Genomic DNA, 19,102 nt, shown 5'->3' on the forward strand with positions numbered 1-19,102 from the left:
GGTGCCTCCAGGAGAACGGTCTGCGGGGCGGCGCGGGCGGCGCCGCCCCGGCCGGAGGTTCGGTGGCGCCGACTGTACACCGAATCTCGGGAAGAAGTCTGGAAAGTTCTGGAACTCTGGTAGCGTCTGGGGCATGAGTGATCCGCTGGACGCCTTGGAGAAGAGCATCAGCACCCTGCGCCGCGCGATCCGCGATGCTTCCGCCGCCGGTGACACCGAGCGCGCCGGCGAGCTGCGGATGCAACTGCGCCGCGCCGAGCGGGCCTGGGACGCCCTCGTCGACGCCAGCGAACCGGCCCCCGCCCCGCCTCACCCCGTACCGGCAGCGGCTCCGGCCGCGCGGGGGTCACAGCTCCCGGCGCGCGAGCACGTCCACCGTGCCCTGATGCTGCTCGGGACGCCGGCTGCCCCCAAGCTGATCGTCGGCGTGCACGAGGCGTTCTTCCCGGGCGAGCTGTCCGCGTCCAAGCTCTCCAGCCTTCGCCGGGACGAGGAGCGCTCCTACCGGTCCAGCCCCGGCGCCCGGCCGTACTACCTGTGCCCGGCACTGGCGCACGACCTGCTGACGCCGGTGCGGGCGCTCATCACCATCAGTACCTGGACGCTGGATCAGCGCGTCATCGGCCCGCTGTCGCCGCGCGTGGACTTCCTCACCGGCGCGATCCGCATCGCCGAGGCCGTGCACACCTCGGCCGAGTCCACAGCCGACGGGCCCGGTCCGGAGGCGCTGCGGCTGCTGTGGCGCTTCGCGGTGAACATCCCAGACGCCCTGCCGAGGAGCGTGTCCGGTCACGAGGGCGCGATGGACCCGCAGCAGGTGATCGACGCCGCCGGGGCCGAGCTGGACGTGCACGCCGACGCCGATCGCGCCGCCCGGGCGGAGGCCGCACGGCGGGCACGCAAGTCCCTCAATGACGACCAGCAGTTGTTCGGCGCGCCTGCGCAGGGCGTGACGCACCTGCGGACGGCCCGGGCCTGACCCCTGACGCTCAGCAGTCCCTTCTCCCCCGCAAGGATCTACGAGACCGTGAAAGCACCAGTCGACGAACGCCTCGCCGCGCTTCGCGGATCCGCGAAGCGCCTGGACTACAACGCCCGGTCGCTGGCGGCCCTGCAGAACAACCCGCGCTGCACGCTGCGGGCGCTGCTCGACGCCTCCGGCTCCGACAAGGCCGCGATCGCCGCGCACGCCGGCCACCCCTCGCCCTTCGGCCAGTCCGTCTTCGCCCTCGCACGCGGCAACGCCTTCGAGGCGATGGTGAAGGACAACGGCTGCGCGGAGCTGGTGCGGGTCCTGCGCGAGACCCTGCAGCTGACGCTGCCGGAAGTGGGGTACGAGGACCTGAACGACGTCGGCGGCGACGGCCGCGCCGCGGTGCGCCACGACCGCACCGCACAGGTACTGCTGCATGCCGCCCAGGGAGACGGTGACGGCACCCTGTTCGACCACCCGATGCTGTGCCTTCGGGTCGGCGGGCACCAAGCGTTCCTGGAGCCGGACCTGGTGGCCTTCCGCATCGACGGGCGCTTTCACATCGTGGAGATCAAGAGCTTCCCGATCCTCGACGGGCAGGCCGACCCCACGCAGGTGCGGGCGGCGACCACCCAGGCGTGCGCGTACATCATCGCGCTGCGCGACCTGCTCGCGCGGGCCGGCATCGACGAGCAGGCCGTGTCCGACACGGTCGTGCTGGTCGCGCCGAAGGACTTCACCAACCGGCCGACCGCGGCGTTCGTCGACGCCCGCAAGCAGGTGGCCGCACTGAGCCGCCAGCTGGCCCGCATCGCGCGCATCGGCGACCTGGTGGACCTGCTGCCCGAGGGCCTCACCTTCGATCTCGACCTGGATGAGGAACAACGGCCCCGGCGCCCGGTCGGGGAACTGACCGAATCACTGGATCGGGTCCTCGTGACCTACCGTCCGGACTGCCTGAACCACTGTGAGATGGCGTTCTACTGCCGCAGCCGTGCCCGCGCGGAGGCCTCGCTGGATGTCCTCGGCCCGGTGGTGCGCGAGCAGTTCGGCGGTATCGACACCACGACCATGGTGATGGGACTGGCCCACGGCGAACTGCCGCCCAGCGAGGCCCAGTCCGAGATGGCCGCCGCCCTGCGGCACGCCGCCCGGCTGCGCGCCGAACTGGAAGGTCTTGGAGGTGCGGCGTGAGCATACTGTCGGCGTTGGCGCATGTGCAGGCGATGGAGTCGATGCGGGCGGTGCCCCTGACCGAGTTCCGGCACCGGCGTCTGTCGGGCCGGCCGCTGGTGATCGTCCCGCTGGCCATGGCTGGCGAGGCCGGAGCACCCCTGGCCGCGATGGTCGGCTCCGCCAGGAGGAACGGGACGCTGCTGGTCGTGCCGCAGCCCCGCAACCGGGACCAGCGGTTCGCGTTCACCGCCGGCCTCGGCCGGATCGTGGTGGACTACATCGATTCTTTCCGTCACAACCGCCGCGGTGAAGGCGAGCGTTCCCGGTACACCGACGCGCCGCAGATCCTGGTGCCCAACCTCGGCGGCGTCAAAGCCCTGGCCGATCTGGGACGCATGTGCCGCTTCCGCGCAACGTCCGGTCCTCACGCGGTGCCGGGGGTCGTCCCCGAGTTCGGCATGTGGCTGACGTTCCTGGTCGACAGGGCCGAGCAGGCAGGCACCTCCCTGCTGCTGCCCGTCACCGGGATGCTCGCCGAGCACTGGGCGACCGGTCAGAGCACGCTGGAGGACCAGAACCTCGCCTCCTTGATGGCCTGGATCGCTCCCCCGGCGGGCTTGAGCGTCGAGCAGGCCATGGCCGAGGCGGAGAACCCGGACGTGTGCCCGCCGGCGGGCCCGACGACCTCCCCCGAGTTCGACAACCGCGACCTGGCTCCGGCGATCAGACGGTTCGACACAGCCCGCGCCCTCGGTGACCCGCGTGCGCTGGGCACCGCCGAGTCCGACCTGCGGGAGCTGATCGCGGGGCAGATCCAGCCCACCTGGCGCATGGTGTGGGAGGCCGTATCGCTGCTGCGGTCCGTGCGCGAGGCGCCGCAGACCGCCAGGCGCTTCGAACGCGATTGCGCGGCCTTCACCCGCTACTCCGACGACCGGGACGCCGGGGGCCTTCCGCAGCGCAAGCGGGACACCGCGATCGGCGCGGCCCGGCGGCTGAGCCGGCTGGAACGCACGCTGGCCGAATTCGAGTCCGAGATGGCGTTCGACGACCGGTTCGTGCGGGCCGACCGGCGCAGCGCCGGGGAGGCGTTCGCCGGTACGGTCGTGGAGACCGAACCCGGCCGGACGGTCACCATGGCCACGAACAGGCGTGTGCCACGGCCGCGGGTCACCGTTCGCACCGAGGATCCCGTGCGACTGGCCGCCGACACCAGGCTGATCAGCCCGTCCATGCCGGCCGGGCACAAGGCCGTGATCGTCTCCGCTCTCCCCGACGGCGACGCCACGCTGGTCATGGTGGAGGTCACCGGCGGCATGGGGCGCTCTGTCGTCCCGAAGCCGGGCACGGTGCCGGTGCCCGGCCAGAGCATCGACTACCTGCCCGACCCGGGGTGGCGCCCGGAGCCACGATTCCCGGCGTCCGATCACACCCCGTGGACGCACAGCGCCGGCCCGGACGGGCCGGACACCGACCCCGCCGTACCCGAGGACGCCGCCGCAGAGGAGTGGGGCAATGAGGACTGACGACACCACTGCGCCCGACGCGGCCGCTGACGCCGCCACCGCGGCGATCCTGGCCGACCTGGCCGACTCCCGGCACAGGGCCGTCGTCGTCGACTCCCCTCCGGGCGCTGGCAAGAGCACCCTGGTGGTCGACGCCGCCCAGGAACTCAACACGGGCGGCGAACGCCCGATCATCGTCGCCCAGACCAACAACCAGGTCGACGACCTGATCAAGCGGCTCGCAAAGAAGCACCCCGACCTTCCCCTCGGCCGTCTGAGCGCAAGCACCTACAGCCCACCGCAGGCCCTGAGCGAGCTGACGAACACCACAATCGGGCGCACCCTGGCCGATCTGACCGGCTGCCGGATCGTCATCGGCACCGCCGCCAAGTGGGCCACCGTCCGCGACGCCACCACGTTCGGCTGGGCGATCCTGGACGAGGCCTACCAGATGCGCTCGGACATGCTGCTACAGATCGTCGAACGCTTCGACCGCGGTCTGTTCGTCGGCGACCCCGGCCAGCTGGACCCGTTCACGATCGTCGGCACCGAACGCTGGATCGGGCTGCCGCACGACCCGACGCAGAACGGCGTCAGCGTGATGCTGGAACACAACCCAGGCATCCCCGTACACCGGCTTCCGGTGTCCTGGCGCCTGCCCGCCTCGGCCGCACCGGCCATCGCCCGGGCCTTCTACCCCTTCAACCACTTCACCGCCGGAACCGGCGAAGACACCCGCGCCCTGGAGTTCCGCACCACCGGGTTCGCCCGCACCGACCTGGACGAGACCCTCGCCAAGGCGTTCACCACCGGCTGGGCCCTGCACGAACTGCCCCGCCGGCACGTACCGCGCACCGACACCGAGACCCTCCGGACCGCCGCCGACCTCGCCGCCCGGCTGCTGATCCGCGGAGCGATCGCCACCTGCGAGCGCTACCCGGACGGACGGCCCCTGGACGCCGGTCACATCGCCATCGGCGTCGCCCACCGCGACCAGGCCGACCTGGTCCGGGCCGCGCTCGCCCGGACCGGAAACCCCGCCGCGCGGGGCGTGGCGGTGGACACCGCGAACCGGTTGCAGGGCCGCGAGTTCGAAGTCGTCATCGTCGTGCACCCGTTGTCCGGCCGCCGGGACGCCACGGCCTTCCATCTGGAGCCGGGCGGCTGTGCGTCCTCGCCTCCCGCCACCGGCAGGCATGCATCGTCGTCGCCCGCGAAGGAATCGCCGACCTCCTCGACAGCCACCCGTCCACCGACCCGGTGCACCTTTCCGTGCGCGCGAAGTTCCCTGACGGGTGGGAGGCCAACCAGGTCATGCTGGACAAGCTCGCCCGACACCGCGTCGCCGCATGATGCCCGTGCAACGTCAACGCCCGAGTACGGGGCTTTCCCGCCGAATTCGCAAATTCATTCGTTTTCCCGGGTTTTGTCAGTGCCGGTTTCTAGAGTGACGTCACCTGCTGTGCCCGGGGCAGGACAGACTTTGCATGCGATCGGGGGGTTGTGTGGATTTCGACCAGGTCACAGAGCTCATGCGTCATCCGGCGTGGGTGCTGCTGCGCGCGGACAATGCCGCTTTGGTGCTGTCGTTCTGCGGCACGGTGTTCGTCGACGAGAACGCGCGTGGTGTGCCGGAGACCGTGCTGGAGTCCCGGCTGGACGACCGGCTCTACCTCCTCAACGAGGAAAAGCCCGGCTCGTTTCCCCGGCCGGCCGACGCCTATCTGGCGGAGTGGACGAAGAACGGCTGGCTGCGTAAGTACTACCCGCCTGGGGAGGACGAGGCGCACTTCGACGCGACTGCGGCCCTCGAGAAGGCCGTGGCCTGGGTGCGGGACCTGCCCGCACGTTCGTTCATCGGATCCGAGTCCCGCCTGAACACCATCGTCGCGCTCCTGCGGCAGATGGCGTTCGGAACGGAGACCGATCCGCAGACACGCATCGACGAACTGCGCCGGGAGCGTGACGCGATCGACGCCCAGATCGCCCGGCTGCGCGCCGGTGAGGTCGACATGCTGTCCCCGCTCGCTCTGCTGGACCGCTACCAGCAGGTGGAGAGCACCGCGGTCGAACTCCTGCGGGACTTCCGCGAAGTGGAGGCGAATCTTCGGGAACTGGACGTACGGCTGCGCCACCAGGTCGCTACCGCCGAGGGCGGGAAGGGAGAGCAACTGGCCGCGTTCCTGTTGGACCGCGACGAGATCGCTCGCTCCGATCAGGGACAGAGCTTCCAGGCGTTCTTCGACTACCTGCTCTCACCCCGCCGCCAGCAGGAACTGCGGGAGCTGCTGCAACAGGTCAACCAGCTGCCGCAACTGGACGGCAGGGCGAACCAGAGCCTGCTGCAGATCCCCTTCGCCTGGCTGGAGGCAGCCGAGAACACCCAGGACACAGTCCGGCAGCTGACCGAGCAACTGCGCCGCTTCCTGGTCGACCGCAGCCGAGCGGAGGACCGCCGCGTACTGGCGCTGGTGCGCTCCATCCAGCGTCACGTCACCGCCCTGGAAGGCCAAGCCGACCTGCCCGGCATGACGCTGGACATCCCTCAGGCACATCTGACGCTGCCGATGGAGCGACGACTGTACATGCCCGTCGAACGCATCGAGCTGGACACCATCGCGGTGGAGGAATCCGACGACGCGGAGGTGGACATCTCCGAGCTTTTCTCCGGCGTCCACGTCGACACCGAGGCGCTGACCGGCCATGTCCTGGAGGCGGTCGCCGCAAGCCCGAGCGGCCAGGCGAACCTGGCCACCATCGTCGACGACCACCCGCTGACCCTGGGGCTGGCGGAATTGCTCGCCTACTTCCAGGTGGAGCACCCCGGCCTGGACATGATCGTGGACCCGGACCGCACCGACCTCCTGGTCTACCCGCGCGTCCACGTGCCCGGGCACACGCAGGCGAGAGTGCCGCACGTGACGTTCGTACGCGACAAAGGCGGCACCGCCGCCGGAAAGGCGAAGCAGGAGTGAGCGACGCCCTGACCGTCCCCGTGGTCCACCTGCTGAAAGCGGGCGTGCTCTATCAGAGCGACGCCCCTGCCGTCTGGGAGCAGATCGTCAGCCAGCAGGCGGCGATCGGCGACTACCTCAGCGTGATCGGCCTCGACGTCGTCATCGACCGCGCCGAGGGCTACGCCTACGTCCGACAGCAGGATCTCGATTCCCGTGACGACGGCGTCCCGGTGCCGCGGCTGGTCACCCGCCACCGGCTCTCGTTCCCCGTCAGCCTGATGCTCGTCCTGCTGCGCGGACGGCTCGCGGACAGCGACGCCGACTCCGCCGACCCGCGCCTGGTACTCACCCGCGACGACCTGGTCGAGATGGTCCGCGGCTTCCTCCCACCACGCAGTAACGAAGCCCAGCTCGTCGACCAGATCGACGCCCACATCAAGAAGCTCGTCGACCTCAAGGCACTGCGCCAGACGAAACAGACCGGCGCCTACGAGGTCCGCCGCCACATCAAGGCCCTGGTCGACGCCCAGGCCCTCAACGACTTCAACGACCTCCTCGCCACCTACCGCGACGCTGCCTCCACCACGGCCAAGGACGACACATGACCCTCACCACCGACCCGGCAGCGCTCATCCCCCGGCAGGCGACGCCCGCAGAACCGGCCGGCACGTTCGACGTCGGCCCCGGTTACCGGCTCGCCCGCCTGGAGGTGCTCAACTGGGGCACCTTCCACCGTACCACCTGCACCTTCACCATCGACGGGCACTGCGCCCTGCTCACCGGGGGCGTGGGATCGGGCAAGTCCACCCTCGTCGACGCGCTCACCACGCTGCTTCTGCCCGCCCACAAAATCGCCTACAACAAAGCGGCGGGCGCCGACGCCAAGGAGCGCGACCTGCGGTCCTACGTCCTCGGCCATCACAAGAACGAGCGCGTCGAGGCATCGGACACCACCCGCCCCGTGGGGCTGCGCGACCACACGTCCTACAGCGTGATCCTGGGCGTCTTCGCCAACTACGCCCTCGGCACCCACCTCACGCTCGCCCAGGTCTTCTACTGGACATCCCCGACCAGCACCGGGCAGCCCGAGCGGTTCTACCTCACCGCCGAGGCACCGCTGTCCATCGACACCGACTTCACCGGCTTCGGCACCGACATCACCGACCTGCGTCGGCAGCTGAAACAGCGCGGGGCCACCATCCACGGCAGCACATACACCCAGTACGGCAAGGCACTACTGAGAGGTCTGGGCATCCCCAGCCTGCAGGCCCTGGACCTGTTCCACCAGACGGTGTCGATGAAGGCCGTGGGCAGCCTGGACGAGTTCGTCCGCGAGCGGATGCTGGAGCCGTTCGACGCGAAGACGGCCGTCGACAAGATCGTCGCCCACTTCGACGCGCTCACCGCCAGCCACAACGAAGTCGTCCGGGCCCGTCGGATGATCGAGGACCTGACGCCGATCGTGATGGCATGCGACCGGTACGACACCGTCCAGGGGGAGATCACCGCCCTGGACAAGCGCCGCGGTGCCGTCCCCGCGTTCTTCGCCCAGCGCCGCCACCGGCTCCTCACGACACGTCACACCGCGCTTATGTCCGGTGCGGCGGAACTGGAGGAACTGCAGTCCACTCGCGAGCGGCAGCTGGAACAGCTGCGCGGGACGGCCGACGGCCTGCGACGCCGTATCGACGGCGTCGGCGGGGAGAAGCTCATCTCCCTGACCGGCCGCATCGAAGAGCTCGGCCGCGAACGCGAACGGCGCCGCAAGCGCGCCACCGAGTACGGCACCTGGCTCACGCAGGCCGGCATGGATCCCGTCCCCGACGCCACCTCCTTCCGTGAGCGGACCGACCAGATCTCCACCGCCCGCTCCCGGGCCGAGGAGCAAGAGCAGCAGGCCCGCGAGAAACTCGACGATCTCGCCATCACGCGCCACGGCAACACCATCGCGACCGACGCGCTGCGGCTCGAGATCAGCAGCCTGCAGCAGCAGCGCTCCAGCATCCCCGCCCAGTTGCTGGCCCTGCGCCACGAACTCGCCACCGCCGCAGGCGTCTCCGACGAGGTCCTGCCGTTCGCCGGCGAGCTGATCCAGGTCCGCGACGACGAAGCCGAGTGGGCCGGCGCCGCCGAGCGCGTACTGCACGGGTTCGCCTTGTCCCTGCTGGTCCCACACGCCCACTACGACACCGTCTCGGCCTGGGTCAACGGCCGTCACCTGGGCCTCAGACTGGTCTACTACCACGTCCCCGCCCACACACCCATCGCCACACTGCCGGACGACCCCACCCTGCTGACCGGCAAACTCCACCTCAAGTCCGAGAGCTGGGCCCGCGACTGGCTCGCCGCGCGGCTGCGCTCGCGTGCCGACTACCTGTGCGCAGAAAACCTGGACGCGTTCACCCGCGCCACCCGGCCCGCCGTCACCCGGCAGGGCCTGGTCAAGGGCGGCGGAGGCCGCCACGAGAAGAACGACGCCTACCGCATCGACGACCGGCGCAACTGGGTGCTGGGCTGGAGCAACCAGGCCAAGCTCGACACCCTCCTCGCCGAGGCCACCCGCCTCACCCGCGAAAGCGCCGACATCACCACGGCCACCCGGGAGCTCGAGAAGCAGCAGCGGGCCCGCGCCGGAACCAGTGCCGCCCTCACCCTGCTGGCCAGCGTCGACACCTACGCGGAACTCGACTGGCCAAGCACCGTCGCGGACATCGAGCAGTTCGAGCAGCAAAAGAAAGCCCTGGAAGCAGAAGCCGGCCTGGACAAGCTCACCGCGCAGCTCCAGTGGACCGAGGACGAGATCGTACAGAGCAGCAAGACGTTCACCACGGGGCAGGAGGAACTGGGCGGTCTGCGCCGCGACGTCCAGCACATCGCCGACCTGCTGGGCAGGACCACCACGTTCCTCACGCAGTGCGACCTCGACGGCATGGCGGAGCACGAGGAAGCCCTGAGGAAGTTCCTGCCCGCAGCCGACAGCGACGAGCACAGACTCCTGGAGATGCTGGACGACGCCGAGCGCCATGCCGAAGCACGTCTGCTGCGCAGCAGCGGCAGCCGCCACGACGCCCTGCGCCACGCCAGCAGCCAGGCAGCGGGGCTGATGACCGCCTTCCGCGGCAGGTACCCGGTCCACACCGCCGAGCTGGACAACACCATCGAATCCGCCGACGGCTACCGCGCGTTGCACAGCCGGCTCACCGATGAGGACCTGCCCCGGTTCGAGGAGCAGTTCCTCCAATACCTGCGCACCAACGTCATCCGCGACATCGCTTCCTTCCAGGCCCGCCTCGGTGCTCAGGAGCAGCAGATCCGCGAGCGCATCGACGTGATCAACGACTCGCTGGCCGGCATCGACTACAACCCGGGCCGCTATATCCGGCTCAACGCCGCTCCCACGCCGAACAAGGAGGCCCGCGAGTTCCAGCACGATCTGCGCGCCTGCACCAGCGAAGCGCTCTCGAACGACGCCGACGACACCTACACCGAGGAAAAGTTCCTCCAGGTCAAGGCGCTCCTCGACCGCTTCAAGGGCCGCCCGGAGCACACCCGTCTCGACAAGGAGTGGACCTCCCGGGTCACTGACGTGCGGCGCTGGTTCGTCTTCTCTGCCAGCGAACTCAACCGCGAGGACGACGCCGAGTACGAGGTCCACTCCGACTCCGGCGGCAAGTCCGGCGGCCAGAAGGAGAAACTCGCCTACACCATCCTCGCAGCTTCCCTCGCCTACCAGTTCCGCATCGACCCCACCGCCCCCAAACCCAAGACCTTCCACTTCGTCACCATCGACGAAGCCTTCGGACGCGGTGACGACCCCTCCGCCCACTTCGCCCTCGACCTGTTCCAGCGCCTGGGCCTCCAACTCCTCGTCGTCACCCCGCTCCAGAAACTCCACGTCATCGAACCCCACGCCACCCGCGTCGGCTACGTCGACCGCCCCGACAAGACCCGCTCCCGCCTGAACAACCTCACCATCGAGGAGTTCCGCGCCCACAAGCAGGCAGCAGCCCAGCAGGCGAACCAGCCCCCGAAGAAGCAGTCGTGACCCCGGCAGAATGGACCCGCCCCGAGCATGTGGTGGAAACCCTGCGCCGCAAGTGGACCAGCGGCCGCTACCTCACCGACGCCGCGGGCGGACACCCCTTCGAACCCATCGGAGTGCCGCTGAAGGGCCCGACCGCGGCCGATGCCCTACAGCACTACGAGCAGGCACTCGCCTGGGCCCAATCCTGGGCCCCCGACCGACACCCGCATCTGCGCATCCAGACCAAATCCATCGGAGGCCGCAACGGCACCCCCTCGAACACCGTCCCGGCCCGAGCCTGGGTCGACACCCGCGACCGCCTCTGGACACTGCTCCGCGTCACCACCCAGGTCGACCACTTCCACACCCTGCACGAGCAGACCACCCGCCAGGACCCCGGCATCGCACGGTGGATGGCCGACCATCCCATGAAGGTCCTCGGCCACGCTGCAGACTGGCAGCGGCTCGTGCGCACCACGTGCTGGATCCGCGACCACGGCACCGAGGCGGTCTATCTGCGCGAGATCGACACCCCGGGCGTGGATACCAAGTTCATCGAGACCAACAAAGGAATCCTCGCCGAACTCCTCGACTGTGTGCTCCCCGAGAGCCGCGTCAACACCAGCGCGCCGAAGAGTGATCTCGTCGCGCGGTACGGCTTCCGAACCAAGCCCATCTACATCCGCCTGCGCTACCTCGGCGCCTCTCCCCTGCCCTTCAGCGAACTCACCGTCCGCGCCGAAGAACTGGCCGGCTGGCCCCTGGGGGTGCGCACCGTCTTCGTCCTCGAGAACGAGATCACCTACCTCTCGCTGCCGCCGGTCCCCGACGCCGTCGCCATCCTCGGCTCTGGATATGCCGCTGCCCTGCTGCGTCATCTGCCTTGGCTCGACGATGTCGACCTCTGTTACTGGGGCGACATCGACACCCATGGCTTCGCCATCCTCGACCAGGTCCGAGGACGTTTCCCGCACACCACGTCACTGCTCATGGACCGCGCTACCCTCCTCGCCCACGAGTCCCACTGGGGCCAGGAGAAGACACAGGCACGCGGCGGCCTGACACACCTCACCCCCGAAGAGGCCCGCCTCGACCAGGACCTGCGAACCGGCGCCTACCGACCGCACCTGCGCCTGGAGCAGGAGCGCATCGCCATCGCCGCCGTGCGAGAGGCGCTGACACGGCACCGGGAATGACACCCAAGGCCGAGAACACCGGACGGCCGCGGACCAGGACCGTGATCGAGGGCGAGGCCACACCCGCGTCCGTCCGGCCGGGTGGTCCGCGGTTCCGTGATAACAACGGAAATGGCCGCTCCGGCCGGCGTAACGCCCCCCGAGGCCCCGGGCCCGGCTACCGAGGCGGGACACCATCGTCCGTTGCGGACGGAGACCGATGATGACGAGGCGGCCCGTGCCCTGACCCAGCGTTGGGCCCGAGCCAGGCTTCGTACCTGCACGAGCGGACCGCCGGACGGATCGGCAGCCGGGCCCGCCTGATCCGCCAAGCCGCCATCGAAGCCATCCTGCGACGGCCAAGAACGCATCACCAAGACGCTGCTGGACTCCATCGCGCTGGACCACCTCGCCGAAGAACTACCAGCCCCGAACTCACCCACGCCCGCCTCACCACCCGCCGCCTACCAACGGCGCCCTCCCTGTGCTGGGCATCGACGATCACGACGCGGTGGTACGACCACCACCAGCACCTCCGCACCCGCTGGCGTACCCGCCTGAACCAACTCACAACCGCCACCCCCACCTCGCCCCAGGCCTGGCCCTCCCCCATGTGAGCGGTCGCGTAATTCCGCAAGTCAACGCCGTCGTCCCCGCTTGTACGTGCGAATCAGGTGAGCGGGGAGGAGCTGGGCCGCCCGGCTGTGAAGTGTCCGGTCCGAGCCAGGCCCTCAAGGACGCCTACGGCGCCGCTACCACGATGAGCTGCGCTCATCCTTGACCGCCCGGCTCGGACCTAAAGGATCGGCTGGTTACCGGGCGGCCCGGAGAAGAACGCCGTCAGCCTGGTCGTCGCGGAGTAACTCCGCGTTCCCCATGGCCAATTCCGCGGAGCTCGGACTGGGGAATATCGCCGTCGTTCACACCCCACACTGACCTGCCGGAACCTGATCACCTACCCCGAGACCCTGACCCTCGCCACAGCCCTCGACCGCCTGCCCCCGCAACCCCTCACACGCACCCAGCAGACCGCCTTCCTCCACGGCCTGGCCAGCCGCTTACAACTGCCCCGCCTCACACCCGCCGACCACGACCTGCTCTGGCAACGCCTGACCACCGGCTGAACCAACACACACCCCTTGCCGCCCCAGCCCTCACAAGACCGGCCAGCACCGGTACCTATAGGCGCGCCAACCACACTGAGCAAGAACCGCTGCCCCACTCAGCTCACTGCGCAGCACCAAACAGCCAGCTCAGCCCACGTATCCTCCGACGCTGGACACTTGACTCCGCGTAAACCCCACCCACGGAACAGACCTACCGCTCAATACAACTGAGCAACACCAGGCCGCAACCAAGATCAATATGCAAACGCGTCAGCTACGCCACACCCGAGCCGTGGGCCACGCCACGTCGGGCGATCATCGGTTTGATACCGCGCTTCCACAGCAGGCGGCGGTACTTGTCGAAGTCGTAGCCCGGTCGGCATACAGGTGCCCCGACTTGCGGCGAGGCCGTCCTCGCAGCCCCCGGATCGGCGGGACCGCGTCGAGCAGAGGCAGGAGCTGGGTGACGTCGTGGCGGTTGCCGCCGGTGAGGGTGACGGTGAGCGGGGTTCCGTGCCGGTCGACTATCGGGTGGTGCTTGGAACCGGGACGGGCGCGGTCGACCGGCGAGGGGCCGACGTGATCCCCCCTTTGAGAGCCCGGACATGCGAGCCGTCAACAGCGCAGTGGTCAAGGTCCAGCAGCGCGGCGCGGCGCAGTTCGGTCAGCAAGGCTGCGTGCAGGCGTGACCAGACGCCGGCCTCGGTCCAGTCCCGAAGGCGGCGCCAGGCCGTCACCCCGGAGCAGCCGACCGTTTCGGCCGGGACGTCGCGCCAGGCGACACCGGTGCGCAGCGCATACATGACCCCGGCGAGTGCAGCCTGGTCGGGAACGCGAAGTCGCCCAGGGTAGCGGCGGCGCCGCTCACGAGCGGGCGGCAGCAGCGGAGCTACACGCTCCCACAGGTCATCCGGAACAAGATCAGCGCGCACCCAAACACCCTGCCCACGAAGCTCACCGGACACAAGACTTCGACTCAACTCATTCTGAAACGATCAGTAAGGAGGAAAGCCACCTGTTCGCCCGGCCTCTTGGCAGCGATTGCTTCTTGATGCGTCATCCTGTCTTGCTGGCGCGCCACTCAAGCGCTTGCGGGGTCTCGCTGAACTCCACGAGGTGTTCTCCTGCGAAGCGTTCCAGTGCGGTGCGTACTTCGGCGGGGGTGACGTAGAAGAACTCTTTCCTGCTGTTGACGCGGTTGACGCGCCGGTCGGCGAATTCTTGGTGGAGGCGGGTTTCCAGGCCAACGGCGTCCTTGCTGAAAATCAGGGCGTGGACGTCGAAGCGGAAGGGGACGGCAGCGCCGCTGAGTTCGTAGACGCGGTCGAGGGGTTCGAGACGTCGGGTCATGCCGATCTTGACGATGCTGTTTCCGAAGGCGCCGATGTTGGAGACGACGTAGACGTAGCCGGTGCGGACGTTCGCCGCCCGCGCATCGACGTCCTGGAGTGCCTGCTGGATCTCGGCGAGTTTGGCCTCCATGTCGCGTACCGCCTCGTAGTCGCCCTGGGAGCGCAGGCGTTCGAGGGCGGCCTCGTAGTGGTTGAGCTCCTTGTGCAGCTTCTCGCGTTCGCGGTCCAGCTCACGCTGGGCAGCCGCCTCCTCGCGTTCACGGGCTCTCGTCTCGCGCTGGGCTTCCTTCTCCTCGTCCTTCTTCTGCAGGAAGTCGGCCGTCAGCTGCAGTTCGCGGACGCGGGCGTCGTGGTAGGCGTCGGAGATGCGGATGTGCATGGTGGCGCCGAGTCTGGCGATGGTCTCCCGGCTCTTGTAGAGGCGGTCGACCAGTGAGGTGAGGCGGTGGGGGCGCATGGTGCGTACGGCGTAGTCGGCTTCTGCGTTGTAGGCGCGGAGCATCAGTTTGGAGAAGTCGCGGATCATCTTCCGGCCCTCGCGGGCGGAGCCGTTGACGGTCCAGTCCGTGGCTGCCAGGACCGCCTGATTATTGCGGGCGAGGTCCTTGATCTCGGCCTTGAGGGAGTCAAGGCGGCTGCGGTATGCGACTGCGTCGTGGAGCTGGTGCCGGTAGGCGTAGATGCCTGCCTGTTGCAGCAGGACGGTCTCGTCGGTGGTGACGATCTGCGCGCGCAGCTCGGTCAGACGGCTTTCGGCCTGGTAGATCTCACTACGCTGCCGCTCGGTTTCCTTGCGGGTCTTCTCAGCGTCCTTGGCGACCTGCTTGGCATCGTTCTTGATGTCTTTGACAGCCCGGCGGGCTTCCTCGACGATCGCTTCGGCCTGTTCCTGGGCCTGTGTCAGCAGCACGGCAGCTTCCTGACGTGTGCGCTGCACCAGCCCGGCGACCTGCGCGGCGTCCGCTCCGTGGGCCTGCGAGATCCACGCCCTCAGCTCTTCGAGCTCACTTGTCTCAGGCCGTCGCCGGCGGCCGAACCAGCCCCGCTTTCGGCTGGAAGGAGCCGCGGGCGGAGGCTCGTACTGGTGGGGGATGGCACCGGTCACCGGAGCGGTTTCGGGAGATTCAGCCAGCCACAACTGCCAGCCCGGCGGGGGCGGTGGCCACGAGGGATCAGGCTGCCAGCCGTCCGAGGGAACCCAGCCCTCTGGCAACAGCCAGTTCGGCGGTGGGTTGAACCGGAAACCGCTCACGCTCATTCGTCCACTCCCCCGCCCTGACACCGTTCGGCGACACACGCTGAGCAACTCTCGCGATCATGCCGCGCAGGCTGCTGGGAGGACGGCCGATCATGAAAAGCGGCGCAAAAAGCACCTTGGCTGGTCTACGAGCGCCAGAATCCTCAGACGCCGGGTGTCCAGCCCAGCGTGAGAGGGTCTCACGTCGCCGAAGAAGGGATCCACGATCGGGACCACCTCTGACGCCCCCTGGTGCGGCGACGGCACCCTCCCGTGTACCTGCCGCGCTCACCTGCCTGAACAGAACGTCATCTGCCAGCACCATCTGACCGCCTACATTGACTAGTCCGCGTGAAAAGCTCCGGGACCGCATGCACCAGGGACGTGGTGTGTGTGCTGGTGGCAGGTGCTCCTCGATGCGGTACCGCCCGAGCATCGGCCACGCGTTGCCGTGCTCGTCGGCCGGGCAGCACTGGCCGGCCCCGACTCACCTGTGCATGGGCGTGATCGTCACAGGCTGGGGAGGGCGGAGCGGTCCTGGATCGTGATGTGGAGGGTGTGCAGGGGCTGGGTTCTTGTCGGGCGGACGACCTCGAACCAGTCGGTGCCTTCCTGCAGGTGGTGGGAGAGGCTGCGGTAGTGGCTCCAGCCGAATCCGATGCCGGTCTGCCATGTGGTGTCGCTGTAGCGGCTGCCGATGACCGGATCCCCGTGCAGGTAGATGGAGTCGAGGGGGCGGGAGGCGGCTTCGAGATGGGCGAGGACGGATGCCGCGGCGCGGCGCAGCGGGCTGGTGTCGCTCCAGCGGGTGAGTGCTTCGTGGGCTGCGGGGTGGGTGGGCTGGGCGTCGGGGAGCTGGAGTTGGCGGATGGTGGCGGCTTTGCGGTCGACGAGTCCGGTGAGGGTGATGCGGACTGGGCGCGGGACCCAGCGGTCGATGCCGTCGAAGGCTTCGATCATGTGGTCGCGTGGGGCTCGGCCGGCTGTGCGGTCGGGGGTGATGGCGGCGAGCCGGGCGCGGGCGGTGTCGATGGGTTCGCCCCGGGTCCACAGCCGGGTCAGTTCGAATCCTTCCGCTTCGAGAGTCTTGCGTTCGCCGAAGTGGATCTGCAGGCCGCGGCTGTTGCCTTTCAGGGCGCGTTTCATCGAGGCGGAGGGGTCGCGGCCGTAGGACAGGGCGTGAAGGAACTCGGAGGTGAGACGGTCGTCCCTGCGGTGCTCCACGACCAGGTCGACGTCCGAGGGGTTCAGTGCGCCGCGTGCGTAGGAGCCGAAGACGAGGATCTCGTCGACGAGGTCCAGCGGCCAGGCTCCTTCCTCCAGTCGGTTGAGCATGTCGTTCAGGAGCGTGGTGGCGCGCTCGCGTTTCACGGATGACCTCCGCTGGTTGGTTCGGGTGCTGGGGGCGTGGTCTGGTGGTTTCAGCCTGTCTGCCGTGGGGTGGCGGGGGCTCGGGAGATGATCCTGCTGAGGGTCCCGGTGTAGGTGGTGCCCAGTTCGGTCACGGTCCCGGGGAAGGGGCCCGGGCCGTGCCGCAGGGCGCTGACGTAGTTTTCTGGCAGGAGCACCCGGCCGCCGACTTTGAGCGTGCCGGGACCGCTCCAGCGGGATCCGTAGCCGTCGACGGTGACGGCCTGGGCGTCATCGACCTCGAGGCGGCGGTTCTTGGCGTCGAGTGCTTCCCGCAGGGTTCGTATCTGGCGTTCAAGGTGTTCGACCTTGGCGGCCTCTGTGCGTTGTCGCCACTCTCTTTCTTGCGCCCGGCCGGTCTCCACGCCTTGCCGGTATACCTCGGCGAGGGCCTTTTCGTGGTCGGTGGTGTGCAGTTTGCAGGCGAATCCCGGACCTGAGAACTGCGCGCGGCAGGGAGTGCCGGACTTGGTGGGGCGCCCGCAGGGCCGGTGGTGTACCTCATCGAACATGGAGATTCCTCACATAGTGGTGGAACTGCGGCAGAGGTGTGAGGCGGTGGCCTACGACAGGGTGGTCGGCAGTGAGATCACCGGCTGGGAAATGGCCTGCGGGATGCAGGCGGGAGCGGTCCGGCCCGCCTGGGTGCAGGTCAGGGTGAGGAGCTGGAGGTAGCCGAGGGAGACCGGCCGTCCGGGGAGCTTGCCCGTTGCCTGTTCGAAACGCTGCAAGGTGACGGGCTTGATGCCCAGGTGGCCGGCGGCGTCGTGGAGATCGAGCCCTGCGGCTTCGCGGGCTTCCCGGAGGGGTTCGGCGTGTCGTGCCAGACCTGCGAGGCCCTCTCGGTGCTCTCCCGGGCGACACCGTCCCGGGCCGTGGCAAGGGCTGCCTGGATTCGGTCGTTCCGGGGGCCGAGCAGGAACCGCGCCAACCGGGCAGCGTCGGCCTTGCTGTCGACGCCCTGACTCCAGGGCCGGGAGGCTTCCTCGTACACGCGGCCTCGGGCGGTGGCGCAGTCCTCGCGCTCAGCGGGGTCGCCGCCGTAGGTGCGGTGCCGGTCGCTGGTGCAGGCCAGTGTGCTGTCCTCGGCGAGGTCCATGTCGCGGTCCTCGTCGTCGCTCTCGATCTTGTTGATCACCTCCCGGGCCTGCTGGCGTTCCGCTGGGGACAGGACGCTCGCGAGTGCCTCCGCGGCCGCCTGGGCTTCGTGCCGGCCGGCGGGCTCGAAGTCTCCGCCCCAGGAGTGGGATGCGTCTTCGCCCTCCGCCTTCTGGAAAGCCACGTCCATGGCTTCGAAGGTGTGCGGGCTCCAGGCGTGCATCATCAGGATGATCTCCCGCAAAGCTCCCTGGGTGGGTGGCTCCGTGTCCTGAACGGCGCTGTTGTTCTGTCGGCGCCGGGTTCCGGTCATCCAGTCGGTGAAGGTCTCGGGTCGGCGGGGATCGGACAGTTGTGCGTCGGCGAACCAGCGTGCCGCCCTTACGACGCAGGCGTGCGCGTGCTGGATGGCGGCGTACCAGCCGAACAGCGCCTGACGGTAGTCATCCACATGCCGGTCCTCGGCAATGGTGCCGGTCCGCGTGCGGCAGTGCTGTGGGCATTCCTCCTCGCTCACCCGGTAGAGAGCGGCACGGGTTTCGGGAAATGTCAGCAGAGCGGCGTCCAGGTGCTCGTATTTGGGGCCACGGTCGCGGCGCTTCTCGAGCCCGTGCTCGAGGAAGACATGGAAGCGGGGTTCCTCACGCCAGTGAGCCGCAGCGCTGCGGACACGGACATCGCTCTGCCACGCTCCGGTCGCGATGACCTCCCGCAGCGCCGAGGCCACGTCCTGGCGCAGGCCCACACCCCATTCGATCAGGACCGGCAGACACTGCGGATCGCCCCTCAGCGCGGACATCACCAGCTTGACGTCATCGTGACGGTGAAGATAGCGCTGGAACACGAACGCCCCCCGATTGACGCAGCAGACCCTGGCTCTGGCACCCTTGTGGGTGCGCGGAGCACAGGCCTTCATCCTGCACCACGGTTCGGACACCCGGCCCTGTAATCCGCTGACCGTCCAACAGAGCGTCCCACGGGTGGGGTTGCCCGCCTTTCTCCACGACCCCGGTACTCCTCTCGCGCACGGTGACTCTCGGTGCAGGACAAGCCTTGCAGAGCATCGCTTGGATGTGTCCCGCCGTTTCC

11 protein-coding genes and 3 pseudogenes are annotated in these 19,102 nt (G+C 68.8%); 9 read left to right on the plus strand and 5 right to left on the minus strand.

The window, feature by feature from the left end; genetic code table 11:
• Positions 1-133: 133 nt before the first annotated feature.
• The 8 genes and pseudogenes from ACFYYH_RS13215 (at position 134) to ACFYYH_RS13250 (ending at position 11,831) form a co-directional block, all read left to right on the plus strand.
• Entirely contained in the window at positions 134-979 is an 846-nt protein-coding gene (locus ACFYYH_RS13215; RefSeq protein ID WP_388549737.1) for a hypothetical protein, read from the plus strand.
• A gap of 48 nt (positions 980-1,027) precedes the next feature.
• A complete protein-coding gene (locus ACFYYH_RS13220) occupies positions 1,028-2,167 on the plus strand; it encodes a hypothetical protein (protein WP_388549739.1) in 1,140 nt (379 codons plus the stop codon).
• On the plus strand, positions 2,164-3,675 hold the full coding sequence (locus tag ACFYYH_RS13225) for a hypothetical protein (protein WP_388549741.1): 1,512 nt from the start codon (positions 2,164-2,166) through the stop codon (positions 3,673-3,675). Before ACFYYH_RS13220 ends, ACFYYH_RS13225 begins: the two co-directional genes overlap by 4 nt.
• Positions 3,665-5,007 (plus strand): annotated as a pseudogene (locus tag ACFYYH_RS13230) (AAA domain-containing protein). The gene ACFYYH_RS13225 and the pseudogene ACFYYH_RS13230 overlap by 11 nt, the downstream one beginning before the upstream one ends.
• 179 nt (positions 5,008-5,186) lie before the next feature.
• Positions 5,187-6,629, plus strand: a complete 1,443-nt coding sequence (locus ACFYYH_RS13235; protein WP_388549744.1) for a DUF3375 domain-containing protein — start codon at positions 5,187-5,189, stop codon at positions 6,627-6,629.
• Positions 6,626-7,216 carry a DUF4194 domain-containing protein gene (locus tag ACFYYH_RS13240; RefSeq protein WP_388549747.1) on the plus strand — a complete coding sequence of 197 codons (591 nt, stop codon included), beginning with the start codon at positions 6,626-6,628 and terminating at the stop codon, positions 7,214-7,216. The genes ACFYYH_RS13235 and ACFYYH_RS13240 overlap by 4 nt, the downstream gene beginning before the upstream one ends.
• Positions 7,213-10,656: an ATP-binding protein gene (locus tag ACFYYH_RS13245; RefSeq protein WP_388549749.1), complete on the plus strand. Its 3,444-nt coding sequence runs from the start codon at positions 7,213-7,215 to the stop codon at positions 10,654-10,656. The genes ACFYYH_RS13240 and ACFYYH_RS13245 overlap by 4 nt, the downstream gene beginning before the upstream one ends.
• Complete coding sequence (locus tag ACFYYH_RS13250) at positions 10,653-11,831, plus strand: Wadjet anti-phage system protein JetD domain-containing protein (RefSeq protein ID WP_388549750.1); 1,179 nt, start codon at positions 10,653-10,655, stop codon at positions 11,829-11,831. The genes ACFYYH_RS13245 and ACFYYH_RS13250 overlap by 4 nt, the downstream gene beginning before the upstream one ends.
• Before the next feature lie 1,365 nt (positions 11,832-13,196).
• Here ACFYYH_RS13250 and ACFYYH_RS13255 read toward each other — a convergent pair.
• The 4 genes and pseudogenes from ACFYYH_RS13255 to ACFYYH_RS13270 form a co-directional block, all read right to left on the minus strand.
• Positions 13,197-13,848: pseudogene (locus ACFYYH_RS13255) on the minus strand (IS5 family transposase); the annotation flags it as partial.
• A 124-nt stretch (positions 13,849-13,972) separates the two neighbouring features.
• Entirely contained in the window at positions 13,973-15,526 is a 1,554-nt protein-coding gene (locus ACFYYH_RS13260; RefSeq protein ID WP_388549752.1) for a DUF4041 domain-containing protein, read from the minus strand.
• Positions 15,527-16,015: 489 nt separating this feature from the next.
• Entirely contained in the window at positions 16,016-16,876 is an 861-nt protein-coding gene (locus tag ACFYYH_RS13265) for a nucleotidyltransferase domain-containing protein (protein WP_388549755.1), read from the minus strand.
• 50 nt (positions 16,877-16,926) lie between these two features.
• On the minus strand, positions 16,927-17,427 hold the full coding sequence (locus tag ACFYYH_RS13270) for a hypothetical protein (protein ID WP_388549758.1): 501 nt from the start codon (positions 17,425-17,427) through the stop codon (positions 16,927-16,929).
• On the opposite strand from ACFYYH_RS13270, the gene ACFYYH_RS13275 reads away from it, so the two are divergent.
• Entirely contained in the window at positions 17,426-17,590 is a 165-nt protein-coding gene (locus ACFYYH_RS13275) for a hypothetical protein (RefSeq protein WP_388549761.1), read from the plus strand. The two genes, ACFYYH_RS13270 and ACFYYH_RS13275, sit on opposite strands and share 2 nt — an antisense overlap.
• 44 nt (positions 17,591-17,634) lie before the next feature.
• Here the strand turns inward: ACFYYH_RS13275 and ACFYYH_RS13280 are convergent.
• Positions 17,635-17,931, minus strand: a pseudogene (locus ACFYYH_RS13280) (hypothetical protein); the annotation flags it as partial.
• Between the last annotated feature and the right edge of the window lie 1,171 nt (positions 17,932-19,102).

Origin of the sequence: Streptomyces sp. NPDC002018 (assembly GCF_042890865.1) — a bacterium.
Classification (GTDB): domain Bacteria; phylum Actinomycetota; class Actinomycetes; order Streptomycetales; family Streptomycetaceae; genus Streptomyces.

Bases quoted from the DNA above. Each gene is read 5' to 3' on its own strand.
- ACFYYH_RS13235 (WP_388549744.1), top strand. From the start codon at position 5,187: ATGCGTCATCCGGCGTGGGTGCTGCTGCGCGCGGACAATGCCGCTTTG.
- ACFYYH_RS13270 (WP_388549758.1), bottom strand. From the start codon at position 17,427: ATGTTCGATGAGGTACACCACCGGCCCTGCGGGCGCCCCACCAAGTCC.
- ACFYYH_RS13275 (WP_388549761.1), top strand. From the start codon at position 17,426: ATGGAGATTCCTCACATAGTGGTGGAACTGCGGCAGAGGTGTGAGGCG.
- ACFYYH_RS13260 (WP_388549752.1), bottom strand. From the start codon at position 15,526: ATGAGCGTGAGCGGTTTCCGGTTCAACCCACCGCCGAACTGGCTGTTG.
- ACFYYH_RS13215 (WP_388549737.1), top strand. From the start codon at position 134: ATGAGTGATCCGCTGGACGCCTTGGAGAAGAGCATCAGCACCCTGCGC.
- ACFYYH_RS13245 (WP_388549749.1), top strand. From the start codon at position 7,213: ATGACCCTCACCACCGACCCGGCAGCGCTCATCCCCCGGCAGGCGACG.